We start from the raw sequence: 13,827 nt of genomic DNA on the forward strand, positions 1-13,827 counted from the left end.
AGCCAAACGAACTTATGCTGGAAACCACCTGCATTCACGCCGACAATGAAATTTTCCGTATTTATTGGTCGAAAGCATGTAACTAAGGGTTTCCCCCATGGCATTCGGCCTAGGTGTCTACGCCATTTGCGCCTTGAACGAGGCGGTTTAATGCTGCACCATCCGCACCAGCTTATTCAAAGGACGGAATTAAAGGCATGCTGGACGCGAACGCACCCCATATTTCCCTGACGCTGGAAGGCGTTTCCGTTGACCTGCAAGTGCTCAGCTTCGTCGGTCGCGAAACCCTCAACCAACCGTTCTGTTTCGACATCGAACTGGTCAGCGCCCGTCCCGACCTGAAACTCGAAGAGCTGCTGCACAAGCCTGGCTGCCTGACCTTCGGCGCCACCGGCAAGGGCATCATCCACGGTCTGGTCTATCGCATCGAGCAAGGCGACTCCGGCAAAAGCCTGACGCGCTACAGCATCAGCCTGGTTCCGCAACTCGCTTACCTGCGCCACAACCATGACCAGCAGATTTTCCAGCATTTAAGTGTGCCGAAGATCATTGCCCAGGTCCTGGAAGCACGCGGCATCCTGGCCGACGCCTACAGTTTCCAGCTCGGCGCGATCTACCCCGAGCGCGATTACTGCGTGCAGTACGACGAGTCCGACCTGCACTTCATCCAGCGCCTGTGTGAAGAGGAAGGCATTCACTTCCACTTCCAGCACAGCGCAAGCGGCCACAAACTGGTGTTCGGCGATGACCAGACGGTGTTCCGCAAACTCGCACCCGTGGCCTACCAACAAGACTCCGGCATGGCCGCCACGAAACCGGTGATCAAGCGCTTCAACCTGCGCCTGGAAACCCGGACTTCCCGCGTCAGCCGCCGCGATTACGACTTCGAGAAACCGAGCATCCTGCCCGAAGGCGCCGCCAAGAGCACCTTCGCCCCGGACCTCGAAGACTACGACTACCCCGGCCGCTTCGTGACCCGCGAACGCGGCAAACAACTGGCAACCCGTGCGCTGGAACGCCATCGCAGCGATTACCAGCTCGCCGAAGGCAAAGGCGACGAGCCCACCCTGGTGAGCGGCCACTTCATGACCCTGAGCGAGCACCCGCGCGCCGAGTGGAACGACCTCTGGCTGTTGCTCGAAGTCGTGCACGAAGGCAAGCAGCCGCAAGTGCTCGGCAAAAACGTCACCAGCGACGTCACCCACAATAAAGACGATTTCCATCAGGGCTACCGCAACACCTTCCTTGCCACCCCGTGGGACGCGCACTTCCGCCCTGCCCTCGAACACCCGAAACCGACAGTCCTGGGCAGCCAGACCGCCATCGTCACCGGCCCGCCCGGCGAAGAAATCCACTGCGACGAATACGGCCGCGTCAAAGTGCAATTCCACTGGGACCGCGACGGCCAGGCCAACGACAACACCAGTTGCTGGCTGCGCGTCGCCACCGGCTGGGCCGGCAGTGCCTACGGCGGCATCGCCATCCCGCGCGTCGGCATGGAAGTCCTCGTCACCTTCCTCGAAGGCGACCCCGACCAACCGCTGGTCACCGGCTGCCTGTTCCACAAGGAAAACGTCGTCCCCTACGACCTGCCGGCGAACAAGACCCGCAGCACCTTCAAGACCCTCAGTTCCCCGGGCGGCAAGGGTTACAACGAGTTCCGCATCGAAGACAAGAAAGGCGCCGAACAAATCTACCTGCATGCCCAGCGCGACTGGGATGAAAACATCGAACACGACCAGAAAATCCGCATCGGCAACGAGCGGCACGACACGGTCGAGGCCAATGTCTTCAGCGAGTTCAAGGTTGAAGAACACCGCATCACCCATCTGGACCGCAAGACTGAAGCGCGGGCGGATGATCACCTGACCGTGGCGGTGACCCAGCATGTGAAAGTGGGGACGGCGCAGTTTGTCGAGGCAGGTCAGGAGATTCATTACCACGCTGGGCAGAAGGTGGTGGTTGAAGGTGGGATGGAACTGACGGCCAAGGCTGGCGGGAGTTTCGTCAAGGTTGATGCGGGGGGTGTGACGATTAGTGGGGCTGAGGTGAAGGTGAATACCGGAGGTTCGCCTGGGGTGGGTACTGGCATTGGCATACTTGCACCGCTTGTTCCTGTCATTGCAGATCAAGCACGGGCAGGAAGCTTGCTGAACTCTAAGAAAATCAGCGAGCGATACGATGAACAACTCAAGTTTGTCACGCGTCGTGGACAGCCGATTAAATCAGTCAAAGCAGCACTGATCGTGCCATCGGAAACCGCTCCCCAAATATCGAGGAGCGATGCCGCCGGCCTCCACCCGCGGGTCCAGACAGATGCCGAAGAACCGGTGAAAGCCCACCTTGTATGGGATGAACTGGTCGTGCCTTCCGGTGCGGACGACTATGAAGCGAGCAGAAAGAAATGAGTGCGCCAATCACAACCTTTAAAACAAATGCCAAAGAATGCTCCGTCCACGAGGTTGTTCTCGGCTGCGACAAGTTGTGGGCCATGGGCCAGGAAGAAGCCATACGACGCTTGAGCAAAAAACGCTCCTCCGCCTCTAGCAAATATGAACTAATCTCCGACTTTGGCGCTCGCGCCGCAAGAATTGCCGCTGCTTATGCCAGTTTCTATCTTGAACAAAGTGAAGATGGAAAACCGGAACTCAAGGGTCGCTTCTATTGGATGGGGCTCGCGGCTTTTGCCAGCAAGCAGGTCAAATGCGGGTTGGATTTTATTCCGAATGATCCGTATCTGGCACTGACTCCTCCCATCGTTCAACCACCGTTGCGCATTGGTAAAAATGCACTAGGCAAAGGCAATTTTTGGTTATTTCAGGATATTTTTGTCTGGCATTGGTTTTACAGCAAATACAAGGACCAATTTGATGAGTGCGCGCCGGAGCGCAATGCGCGTAGTTGCGAAGGTCAGATTAAGACCAACATAGACAGTTTACCTTGGGCAGATGATGCACTGAGCATACTTGGTAATCTACATGTTACCGACGAAATAAAATCAGGATTCAAGGCCATTAAAGAATCGGAAACACTCCCAATTGGAGAAGCAAGAAGACGCAAACAATTTGATTCATTAATGGCGATAGCTGATCACGAGCAAAGAAAAATTCTTCAGCCTCTAATTTACAAAGATGTACCATTTCGGGCGACGCTTAAAATGCAAGCAGGTTTCGAATGGGCTCCTTTTGTACCCGTGAGAGTGGCTGCATTCAGTACTGCCTGCGACGTCAAAGAGCCTGAGCATAGGGTTCAAATGTCAGAGGGTGATTTATATGATGAAAATGACCGAATGAAATTTATTAGTTCCATTGCTCAACAATATCACTATCTGATGGGCGCACAAGAATCGTACATGGAGCGGGAAATACGCACAATCTCCACTTGGGCCAACGCCCAATGAGAGTTTATTGGTTTATCGCGACCTGTGTTTTTCTTTCTGCCTGCAATGACAGCGGATCAAATATGACCAACAAAACAGCGCCTATTGAAATAGCTATTCACTCTCCGACAAAAGGTATTGTCGACCTCAGCAATAATGAATTCTCTCAACAATGCATGAAAGACCTCGGCCTGTGCTGGTACAAAATAGATAAATCAGCAAACGATAAAAATCTTCCGGACGTCCTGGTCAAAAACGGCTCTAATTCACTGAGCCTCTCACAACTAACCAATATAACCATTGTCACAGACGAGAGAGTCAGCGACAAGGTAGAGAACCTCAACATTACGCTTCGAGGCCTTCCCGACAACAGCTCCCACGAACAAAACAAAATCTTCATCTATGAACTCATCGAAAATATAAAATCGTCGGGTTGGAAGCATTATTACTTTGTTGAAGACCCGCGAATTCCGGGCTCACAGGCAGAAAAAATAGATTCCCCCGATCACGTACTTGGCCATTATGTATCAAGTCATCCGTGGCTGGACCCTAACTATAAGATTGACATTGATCGCTGGTTAAAAATCGGCTCTTTCTATAACTGGTTCTTTTACAATGATGGAGTCTATTTGCATCTAAAGGCGTGGCGACATGATTCCAAAGATACTCCAACTAAAACGGGTACATACCTGATCAGTTTGGAATTCCAGTCAGAAAGAGAATACTGGAAGTCCAGCATCCCTGAAAATGAAAGGAATCGATGGGAAGAACTGTTGCCGGAAAAATTAAGCAATCTTCATGAAACAAGGTCGACTATCGAGAAAAAAGCCCGCGCTGTCGGGATCGAAATCGATGAATCTTATCAGGACCCGCTGATTCAAGCGCTTAACAATTGAGCCTTGATGACTAGCAAACAGGATTTTACTCGTTTGCTCACCCTCATCGTCCAATACGGACAATGCGACAGAGTCAGATGAAAATTTTTTTGTTTGGTTTCGGAGTTTTAACCGTTTGCATTCAGGTATGTGCTTCTGATTCACGATCAAGCAGTGTGATCGATTGCGAATTGGCAGGCCCGGAAAACACGATTTCGCTGCTGCGTGGATCGCCAATAGTCGGCACCTATATCTATGAGGTTCGCATTACCCAAGACATCAGATTTCTGTATGAGGATACAGATGCGTCGCGTGGAGGTAGAGTGCAATGGCAATGTGCTTCCGATCATCATAATGTGAACGTGTTGCTGGTTTCCGGCGAGTTCACCTCTAACTTTCTGCAAGGTGCTTTGTTTTACTTCGACTCTGGGGATGGGCAGATCGGACGAATCGATTTCGCCGAAAGAAATCGTCCTCGGTGGGTAAGAATTTCTGCCCAGGGTGCTCAAGTGATTTTTGAGAACACTGGTCATGAAAGCTCACACAAGTATTTGAGCTACGGAAAGAACGAAACCTTTCTGGAACTGGACGAGTTTCCAGTGACCTCGATTGCAGACGGTGAGAAGTTGATAGAGCTCGACACTTCCAATCCTTGATGCCATAAAAAATCCAGCGCCAACGAGCGCTGGATTTTTCTATATAGATCAGGCTTTAGACCGGCGCCTTCCACCCCATCATCCGCTGTTGGGCAACCTGCAATAGGTCGCAGCCATCCTGAGTCAGAAGGTAAACCGCATGAGTAATGTGCGGAATATCCTGAACATCGCCGTGCTTGAAGCATTGGCAATGTAGGGTTTCAAGTAGCTAGCTGGCGGCCCGGACCCGCTGTAAGGCGGCTTCGAGAATGTCTTGGGGATTGGCTTCTGTGTCGATCACCAAGGGACTTGAGTCGGTAACGCTGCTGTTGATTGAACGGTAGCGATCGGGAAACGGGTTTAGCGTTGTCATAGTAAGTTACTCATCTGTTTTGAAGTAACCGCCACCACCGTGACCAAACGATGGGAGGCGGACTGTATACAGGCTTGGTCAACCGAGAACAGTAACTCAGCTCGCCCGAAGGCGTCCTGCACACAGCCGCCACGACAATGCGCCACGAAGACATAGATGTCCGTAAGGCGAATCATGGCACACATATGTGCACTGTTCTTACAGGTGACCAAACCTGTCCGCTGATTTTGCAGCGAGCCCAAACAGTAATCGCTCCCCCACACAGGCGAAAGTCGATAAGGCGTCTGGCGCTGTAGGACCCAACCGAAGACTCCGTAACCACTTTCCTAACGAAACATCCGTCAGACACCGCCCCTCGCGACAGGCGGCGTTCAGGTGGGTTAACCATTGCTTAACCCCGCGGTCCAAAACTTCACTGGACCGCACGCCCTCAGACTCCTCTGATGCCCAGTGCGGCAGGTTTGACGCTGATCGTCGAACTGATTTTCCGTCCGCACTGGAGATCGTCACATGAACACTCGCATGCTGCTCCTTGCCTCCGCCCTCTCCTGCACCGCGTTTGCCGGGCTTGCCCAGGCCAATGACACGTCCACGTCCAACGCCACGCCCTATCACTACGGCATGGCACTCAATGTCGGCAAAGTCGTGGCCCTGACAGAGCCGGCGACCAATGAATGCAAGGTGATTACCGCCGACATGAAGTACATCGATACGTCCGGCAAGCCTGAAGAAATCAGCTATAGGAAACTTTCCGACGCGTGTAGTTTGCAAAACTGACGGAAAGGTCTGATTCGAAACCTGGCAGTTTTACTGTGAGGGTTCTGGCGTTATGCTTGAGCGCCTCCCTCACTGCCGCAAGGATTCGCTATGCAGTTGTCGTTTCGTACGTTATCGATGTTCACCGCCGCCCTGTGTCTGGTACTGGCTATCGTGTGGGGTTTGATGCCGGATTGGTTGCTGGCGATTTGGGGTATTGAATACTCCTCGGCGACAGGCGTTGTTTCACGGCGCATCGCGGTGGTGTTCGCGGCGTTGGGGTTGATCTTTTATTGGGTTCGCAACGAACCACCCTCGGTGATCCGCAGCGCATTAAGCAGTGGTTTTATGGTCGGCTGTTTCGGTCTGGCGGCACTGGGTTTCGGCGAATGGCTCAACGGCCATACCGGGCCGGGCATTTTGCTGGCGGTATTGGTGGAGATGGCGCTAGGCCTGGGTTTTCTTCAGACCCGGCGCCTGTCGATGGAACTCGGAACGGTGCGTTAAAGCGCCCTGCTTACCCGAGGCTGCGAAGTGATCACGGGATGCTGCTTTGTACGCAGCCCGGCGATCAATTCGTTGATTTCCCGACAACCATTCAACGACGAGGCATCAATCCCGGTCACGTGCAGGTCCAGCCGATCGGTCTGATCGTCCGCGTACACTTTTATCGTCATCAATAATTCCGGGGACAGCGTGCATTGGCAACGCTTGGGCAAAAAGCTGTTTTCGATGATGTTGCGAAGTTCCAAGGCAGAAAGAAACATGGCGACCCCTCCTTTGTGAGACAGCCAATCAACAATCGACGCTGGCTCGTGTGGAGTCCCGGCCAGATTAAGAACAACTGAAGCATAAAACATGCCTTGAATTTCGCCGTGCAGTTCATCGGCAAATCAATGATTTAGCCGCAAGACTTAATGAAACCACCGTGCAATTTGCATGAAGAGACGTGAAAGGCGTTGCAAATTACGGTCTGACAGCGCCGGGTTTGCATTGGGGCCTGAGCACAGTAAGAATGGCGCCACGAATTGAATACACGCAAGGAGGCATCATGGGTTCTTTGACCTTTACTACGACTGTCGGACTAATGGTTGCAGGGCTGTCGACCATCGCCAATGCTGCAACGCTCGAAACCGTCGCCCCCTTCCCCAAGCCTGAAAGCGGTTTTACCCGCCAGGTCATTCATCTTGCCCCGCAAACGAAAGAAGACGACTTTCAAGTCGAAATCCTCGCCGGTAAAACCCTGACCGTGGACTGCAATCGCCAGCGTCTGGGTGGGATGCTTGAGGAGAAAAACCTCGAGGGTTGGGGCTACCCGTTCTACCGACTGGATAAAGTCATCGGCCCGATGAGCACGCTGATGGCCTGCCCGGATGGCAAGAGTAAAAAAGACTTCGTACCGGTGGTCGGCGACGGCTTCTTGCTGCGTTACAACAGCAAGCTGCCGATCGTGCTGTACGTGCCAAAAGACATCGAAGTGCGCTACCGGATCTGGTCGGCGTCGAGCAAGGTCGAGAAAGCCGTTCAGGAGTAACCCCTTCCTGCCTCACGCTGGGACGCCGCTGATGGCGGCGCGCTCGGCCACGTGGCGCAAACTGTCGAAGTTGATGTTGGCCCCCGAGTCGATGGCCACCAGTGTCTGGTCACGGGCACCGGTTTGCGCGACGTACTTTTTGATTCCGGCCACAGCCAACGCGCCCGATGGTTCGGTGATCGAGCGGGTATCGTCGTAGATGTTCTTGATCGCGGCGCACAGTTCGTCGTTGCTGACCGTCAACACGTCATCGACGCAAAACCGGCACACTTCGAAGCCATAAGCGCCGATCTGCGCCACCGCCACGCCATCGGCGAAAGTGCCAACGCTCGGCAGCACAACCCGTTCGTGCGCCTGCAGCGCTGCCGCCAAACACGCCGAATGTTCCGACTCGACGCCGATGATGCGCACTTCAGGTCGCAGGTATTTGACGTATGCGGCGATACCGGCAATCAAACCTCCACCGCCTACCGGCACAAAGATCGCGTCGATCGGGCCTTGATGCTGACGCAGGATCTCCATCGCCACGGTGCCCTGCCCGGCAATCACGTCCGGGTCGTCGAAGGGAGATACAAAGGTGCGACCGGTTTGTTCGGCCAGGTTCAGCGCATAGTCGAGGGCGAACGGAAAACTCTCGCCGTACAGCACCGCCTCCGCCCCGCGACTTCGAACCCCGAGCACTTTCAGTTCCGGCGTGGTCAGTGGCATGACGATGGTCGCGACAATCCCCAAGGTTTTCGCCGCCAGCGCCACGCCTTGGGCATGATTGCCTGCTGACGCGGTGATCACGCCGCGTGCCTTTTGCTCATCACTAAGCTGCACCAACTTGTTGTAGGCACCGCGAATCTTGAAGGAAAAGGTCGGTTGCAGGTCCTCGCGCTTGAGCAGCACCTGATTACCCAACGCCTCGGAGAGCGCCGGAGCCGCTTGCAACGGCGTGCGCACCGCGAGTTCATACACCGGCGCGGCGAGGATCTTTTTTACGTAATGCTCAAGCAAGGTCTGCTGGGCGAGCGTGCTGGTCATGGTCGTCTCCTGGCTGTGTTCGGGGCCCTGGAGACAGAAAGTAAAAACCCGCCTCTAGGGCGGGTTGGGTGCTGCAGTCGTGAGCTAGCCCGCCAGATAAGGAATGGCGGTAATAATGCTTGGCTGGCAGCGCAATACGGTGGAAGTCATGGCTGGAAATTAGCCTTGGGGGGGTGGCAAGTCAATGGTCAACTGTCATCAGTTTGAAGATAGCTATCGCGAGCAGGCTCACTCCTACAGATGATTCTTGTCATACACACAATCTGTGCCAGATGAAGATCCAGTGCAGGAGCGAACCTGCTCGCGATAGCGGTTGATCTGCCAACCTATTCATTTAGCCAACCGCCTGAGCCCCAACACCATCACCCCCGCCCCCAGCATCATCGCGGTCAGAAACAACGGATACGACACCCACCACGGCGTGCCCGCGGTCATCATGCTGAACTCGGACATGCCGCCAATGCTGGCGATCAAGTTCAACGGCAGGAACACCACGTTGATCAGCGTCAGTTTGCGCAGCAGGTTGTTCATGCTGTTGTTCATCAGGTTGCCCCGGGCGTCGATCAGCCCGGAAAACACCGTGGAGTAAATTTCCGCCTGTTTGTAGCACTGGTTGTTTTCGATGATCAGGTCGTCGATCAGGCTGACGGCTTCGGCGCTGAAGTGTTCCTTGGCCGCGTGATTGCGCAGCCGCGTCAGGACCGCGCCGTTGCTGTGAATCGCGTTGATGTAATAGATGAGGCTCTCGCTGAGGTTGAACATCTGGATCAGGTGCTGGTTCTGCATCGAGGCGTTGAATTTCTGCTGCAACTCCCGGGCAACCAGCTTGATCACCTTCAGGTGACCCAAATAGTGATGGATGTTGTTGAACAGCAGGTCAAGCAAGACATCCAGCGGCGTGTTCAACCGCTGCCGGGTGCCGAGCCCGTGCAGCGGCGCATCGTCGGTGGCGATCACCAGCAAGCGCTGCGCAGAAAACAACAACCCACAGGACGACACTTCAAAGGCCAGGCTGCCGGCGCCGGAGTAATTCTCCGGGCGCTTCCAGATCAGAAACAGGTTGTCGGGGTGGAACTCGATGCGCGACACCTCATCAGGGTCGAGCGCCGAGGCCAGCGCGTGCTCATCGAGCTTGAAGTGGCTGTGCAACAAATCTCGCTCGGCGGCATCGGGGTTGCTGAACAGCATGACCTCGGCATCCAGACGTTCCACCGATTGCAGCGCGCCACCAGCCAGTTGAAAGCTTCTGATCATCGGCCCTTCACCAGGCCTGGCCGCGACGTTTCAGTTCCAGGCGACGGACGAACTCTTCCAGTACCAGCGAATACAAATCGTCCTGCAAGTACGCATCTTCGATGCCGGCGTCCATGTTCGGGTTGTCGTTGACTTCGATCACCACCACCTTTTCTCCGGACTGCTTGAGGTCCACACCGTAGAGGCCGTCGCCGATCAGATTGGCGGTTTTTACCGCCAGTTCCACCACGGCACGCGGTGCTTCGTGGACCGCCAGCGTGCGGCATTCGCCGTTGATGTCCTGTCCCTTGGCCTTGTGGTTGTAGATTTGCCAGTGGCCCTTGGACATGAAGTATTGGCAGGCAAAGATCGGTTTGCGATTCAGTACGCCGATGCGCCAGTCGTATTCGGTGTAGAAGAATTCCTGGGCCAGCAACAGCACCGAGTGTTCGAACAGTTCGGCGGTCGCTTCCATCAAGGCCTGTTGGCTTTCAACCTTGATCACGCCCCGAGAGAAACAACCGTCGGGGATTTTCAGTACCAATGGAAAGCCCAGGCGCTCGCCGACCCGTTCGAAGTCTTCCGGTCGCTCCTTGTAGAGAATTTCGGTGGCCGGCATGCCGAGCTGATGGCTCTTGAGCAGGTCGGTCAGGTAGACCTTGTTGGTGCAGCGAAGGATCGACGCTGGATCGTCCATCACGACCAGCCCCTCGCTCTCGGCCTTCTTGGCAAAGCGGTAGGTGTGGTTATCGACGCTGGTGGTCTCGCGGATCAGCAGGCCGTCGTACTCGGCAATGCGCGCGTAGTCCTTGCGCTCGATCAGTTCCACATCGATGCCCAAGGTCTTGCCGACGCGTACGAAGTTTTCAAGTGCCTTGGGGTTGGACGGTGGCAATGCTTCCAACGGATCGTGGAGGATGGCCAGGTCATAACGGGCCAGACGTCGCGAGCGTGGCATTCGCCAGATCTTGCGACTGAAACTGTCCAGTGAGTGGGCGAATTGATCTTCCTGATCTTCTCGCAACTTATGCAGTGCGCCGGACTTGATGCCTTCAATGTGCCAACCGTTAGTTCGACGAAACTCAACCAACAAGATTGGACATGGAAATACTTCGAATAACTGCCGCGCCAAGTCCTGCAAGGGTTCGATATTGGTCTTGCCAAAATACAGGGTCAGGGTAAAGCCTTCGGTGTCGCTGTAAAGATGATGCGTAAGGGCTTTTTCCAGCGGTTTTTCCAAATCATCCAGCGACAGCCCATACAAGGATTTTTTGGTCAGTTCGCTGATGGTCCGCACCGACGGAATGACCTTGTGCCCCCGCGCTTCCGCCAGCAGCGAGCAGTAGTAGCCGTGCCCCAGGTATTTGTAGCTGCGGCACAAGTTAATCACCTGGACCCGTTTGCCTTGCCCGTTGTCGTGGGTCTTTTCGAGGTATTCCTGGGCGGTGACGATGTCTTCACTGGGAAAGTAGGAGGCCCAGTCTTCCTTGCGTTCGACGATGATAATCAACTGGCTTGAAGTGCTGACTGCTGTATTTAAAAAAGTTGCCGCCGGCGAAGTTTGCTCGGATACTTCGCGCCAATGACCTTGTACCGCTGACATAGTGATTGATCCGTTGGAGAACAAGACCTTTCCTATTAAGCACGAACTTTTTCGAAAGTCCCGTTTCGTTACGCAACTTTTACGGCGGTCATATGAATATTGTCTTTCGCTTGGCGGTAGTTGAAGACTTACCTGCGTTATTGGCACTTGAACAACAATGTTTCACCACGGACCGGCTCACCAGTCGCAGCTTTCAATGGATGATCACTCGGGCCCATGGGCAGTTGCTGGTGGCTGAGCGTGATGAGCAGTTGGTCGGCTACGCGGTGGTGTTGTTTCATCGGGGCACGTCGCTGGCCCGTCTCTATTCGATTGCGATTGCCGGCGAAGTGCGTGGCAGCGGATTGGGCAAGCAGCTGCTGCAACGCATCGAATCCTGTGCGCTGGAACACGACTGTGCCTACGTTCGGTTGGAGGTGCGCATGGACAATCCGGCGGCGATTGCCCTTTACGAGCGCAACGGTTACCGACGTTTCGCGCTGATTCATGACTATTACCAGGACCACGCCGATGCGTTGCGTCTGGAGAAACGCATTCTCCAGCACCGAGATTCAAGAAACATCAAAGTGCCGTATTACCCGCAGACCACCGATTTCACCTGCGGCCCGGCCTGTTTGATGATGGCCATGGGCGCGCTGCAAAAAGACCGGAGACTGGAGCGCCGCGAAGAGCTGCAGATCTGGCGCGAGGCGACGACGGTGTTCATGACGTCAGGTCACGGCGGTTGCAGCCCGCAAGGCCTGGCGTTGGCCGCCTGGAATCGTGGATTTGGCGTGCGTTTGCAACTGAGCATGACGGGGCCATTGTTTCTCGATGGGGTGCGTAACGAGCATAAAAAAGACGTCATGCGCCTGGTGCACGAAGCGTTCACTGCCCAGTTGCAGGCCACTGATGTCGAGCAGGTCATTGGCAAACCGCTGGACTTGCCACGCTTGTTGAATGACGGTGGCCAGCCGCTGGTGTTGATCAGCAGCTATCGGCTGACCCGCTCCAAATCCCCACACTGGATCATCGTCACTGATTGCGATGAGGAGTTTGTCTATCTGCATGATCCGGATGTCGACCACAGCCAGCATCGACAGCCCATGGACTGCCAGCATCTGCCGGTGAGCCATGGGGAGTTCGAGAAGATGAGCAGTTTTGGCCGGGGCAAGTTGCGGGCGGCGGTAATTCTCTATGCCCCGTCAGAGTGATCGTTCCCACGCTCCTGCGTGGGAACGATCAGGGGTGGCGGGGTTATTTCAGCCCAACCTTGTACAGCGCGCCGTCGTCTTCATCGGTCAATACATACAAGTACCCGTCCGGGCCTTGCCGCACATCGCGAATCCGCGCCTTGAGTGCCCCGAGCAAGCGCTCTTCGTGAACCACTTTATCGCCATCGAACTGCAAGCGAATCAACTCCTTGCTCACCAGCGCCCCGATAAACACATTGTGCTGCCAGGCCTTGAAGCGATCCCCGTCGTAGAACGCCATCCCGCTCAGTCCCGGGGACTTTTCCCAGACATGGTGCGGCGCCACGGTGCCTTCGGCGGTCTTGCCCTTGGCTTCCGGGATCGGATCACCGGAATAGTTGATGCCGTGGGTTGCCAGTGGCCAGCCGTAATTCTTGCCGCGTTCGATGATGTTCAGTTCATCACCGCCTTGTGGCCCGTGTTCGTTCTCCCAGAGAACCCCGGTCCACGGATTGAGCGCCGCGCCTTGCGGGTTTCGTTGGCCATAGGACCAGATTTCCGGGCGTACGCCGGCCTGACCGACAAAGGGGTTGTCGTCTGGCACCTTACCGTCCGGGTAGATCCGTACGACTTTGCCTTGCAGCTTGTCCAGGTCCTGAGCGGTTGGCCGGTCATTGTTTTCGCCGAGAGTGATGAACAGATACCCGTCACGATCGAACACCAGGCGCGAGCCGAAATGGTTGCCGACAGAGAGCTTCGGCTCCTGGCGGAAGATCACTTTGAAGTCCTTGAGGGTTTTCAGGTCTTCGGACAATTGCCCGCGACCGACCGCCGTGCCGGCCTTGTCACCCGCGCCGCCCCCTTCGGCATACGACAGATAAACCGTGCGGTCCTGCCGGAAGTCGGGGGACAGCACCACATCCAGCAAGCCGCCCTGCCCCTTGGCCCAGACCTTGGGCACCCCATCGATCGGGCCGGAGAGTTTGCCATCGACGCTGACAACGCGCAGGTTGCCGGGCCGTTCGGTGACCAGCATGCCCTTGTGATCAGGCAGGAAGGCGACCGACCAGGGATGTTCAAGTCCCTTGGTGATCGTGGTGACTTCGAGGGTGCCCTGTTCGCTGTCCAGTTCCTGAGTCGATGCCGCGAAAACGGGCGCAGCAGCGGTGATCAATGCGCTGGCACACAGGGTGGCCAGGAGGGTTTTACGCAACATGCACGCTTCCTTTTGTCGTTCCGGC

13 protein-coding genes and 1 pseudogene are annotated in these 13,827 nt (G+C 55.4%); 8 read left to right on the top strand and 6 right to left on the bottom strand.

The window, feature by feature from the left end; translation table 11 throughout:
* The first annotated feature begins 197 nt into the window (after window positions 1–197).
* From J2X66_RS11955 to J2X66_RS11970, 4 genes are all read left to right on the top strand, one after another.
* Complete coding sequence (locus J2X66_RS11955) at window positions 198–2,408, top strand: type VI secretion system tip protein VgrG (protein ID WP_310264407.1); 2,211 nt, start codon at window positions 198–200, stop codon at window positions 2,406–2,408.
* Window positions 2,405–3,400: a DUF2515 family protein gene (locus J2X66_RS11960; protein ID WP_310264410.1), complete on the top strand. Its 996-nt coding sequence runs from the start codon at window positions 2,405–2,407 to the stop codon at window positions 3,398–3,400. The genes J2X66_RS11955 and J2X66_RS11960 overlap by 4 nt, the downstream gene beginning before the upstream one ends.
* Window positions 3,401–3,462: 62 nt before the next feature.
* Window positions 3,463–4,275: a hypothetical protein gene (locus J2X66_RS11965; protein ID WP_310264411.1), complete on the top strand. Its 813-nt coding sequence runs from the start codon at window positions 3,463–3,465 to the stop codon at window positions 4,273–4,275.
* A gap of 77 nt (window positions 4,276–4,352) precedes the next feature.
* Window positions 4,353–4,910 (top strand): hypothetical protein, encoded by a 558-nt coding sequence (locus J2X66_RS11970; protein WP_310264413.1) that lies wholly within the window; start codon window positions 4,353–4,355, stop codon window positions 4,908–4,910.
* 55 nt (window positions 4,911–4,965) lie between these two features.
* Here J2X66_RS11970 and J2X66_RS11975 read toward each other — a convergent pair.
* Window positions 4,966–5,262 (bottom strand): annotated as a pseudogene (locus J2X66_RS11975) (hypothetical protein).
* A gap of 510 nt (window positions 5,263–5,772) precedes the next feature.
* On the opposite strand from J2X66_RS11975, the gene J2X66_RS11980 reads away from it, so the two are divergent.
* Window positions 5,773–6,039 carry a DUF2790 domain-containing protein gene (locus J2X66_RS11980; RefSeq protein ID WP_310264415.1) on the top strand — a complete coding sequence of 89 codons (267 nt, stop codon included), beginning with the start codon at window positions 5,773–5,775 and terminating at the stop codon, window positions 6,037–6,039.
* Between the two features lie 90 nt (window positions 6,040–6,129).
* Window positions 6,130–6,525, top strand: a complete 396-nt coding sequence (locus J2X66_RS11985) for a hypothetical protein (RefSeq protein WP_310264418.1) — start codon at window positions 6,130–6,132, stop codon at window positions 6,523–6,525.
* On the opposite strand, the gene J2X66_RS11990 is transcribed toward J2X66_RS11985, so the two are convergent.
* Window positions 6,522–6,785, bottom strand: coding sequence for a DUF1652 domain-containing protein (locus J2X66_RS11990; RefSeq protein ID WP_310264420.1), 264 nt, complete (start codon window positions 6,783–6,785; stop codon window positions 6,522–6,524). The two genes, J2X66_RS11985 and J2X66_RS11990, sit on opposite strands and share 4 nt — an antisense overlap.
* 284 nt (window positions 6,786–7,069) lie before the next feature.
* Between J2X66_RS11990 and eco the strand changes: the two genes are divergently transcribed.
* A complete protein-coding gene (eco, locus tag J2X66_RS11995; RefSeq protein ID WP_310264422.1) occupies window positions 7,070–7,552 on the top strand; it encodes a serine protease inhibitor ecotin in 483 nt (160 codons plus the stop codon).
* A gap of 12 nt (window positions 7,553–7,564) precedes the next feature.
* On the opposite strand, the gene ilvA is transcribed toward eco, so the two are convergent.
* The 3 genes from ilvA to J2X66_RS12010 form a co-directional block, all read right to left on the bottom strand.
* On the bottom strand, window positions 7,565–8,578 hold the full coding sequence (gene ilvA / locus J2X66_RS12000) for a threonine ammonia-lyase, biosynthetic (RefSeq protein WP_310264424.1): 1,014 nt from the start codon (window positions 8,576–8,578) through the stop codon (window positions 7,565–7,567).
* Between the two features lie 330 nt (window positions 8,579–8,908).
* Window positions 8,909–9,832: a magnesium transporter CorA family protein gene (locus J2X66_RS12005; RefSeq protein WP_310264426.1), complete on the bottom strand. Its 924-nt coding sequence runs from the start codon at window positions 9,830–9,832 to the stop codon at window positions 8,909–8,911.
* Between the two features lie 7 nt (window positions 9,833–9,839).
* Window positions 9,840–11,414 (bottom strand): RimK family protein, encoded by a 1,575-nt coding sequence (locus tag J2X66_RS12010; RefSeq protein WP_310264429.1) that lies wholly within the window; start codon window positions 11,412–11,414, stop codon window positions 9,840–9,842.
* Between the two features lie 92 nt (window positions 11,415–11,506).
* On the opposite strand from J2X66_RS12010, the gene rimI reads away from it, so the two are divergent.
* Window positions 11,507–12,607: a ribosomal protein S18-alanine N-acetyltransferase gene (gene rimI, locus J2X66_RS12015; RefSeq protein WP_310264431.1), complete on the top strand. Its 1,101-nt coding sequence runs from the start codon at window positions 11,507–11,509 to the stop codon at window positions 12,605–12,607.
* Window positions 12,608–12,650: 43 nt separating this feature from the next.
* Here rimI and J2X66_RS12020 read toward each other — a convergent pair whose 3' ends face one another.
* Window positions 12,651–13,802 carry a PQQ-dependent sugar dehydrogenase gene (locus J2X66_RS12020; protein WP_310264433.1) on the bottom strand — a complete coding sequence of 384 codons (1,152 nt, stop codon included), beginning with the start codon at window positions 13,800–13,802 and terminating at the stop codon, window positions 12,651–12,653.
* Window positions 13,803–13,827 lie beyond the last annotated feature (25 nt).

It is taken from the genome of Pseudomonas sp. 3296, assembly GCF_031456615.1.
In the GTDB taxonomy this organism is placed as follows: Bacteria; Pseudomonadota; Gammaproteobacteria; order Pseudomonadales; family Pseudomonadaceae; genus Aquipseudomonas; species Aquipseudomonas mucoides.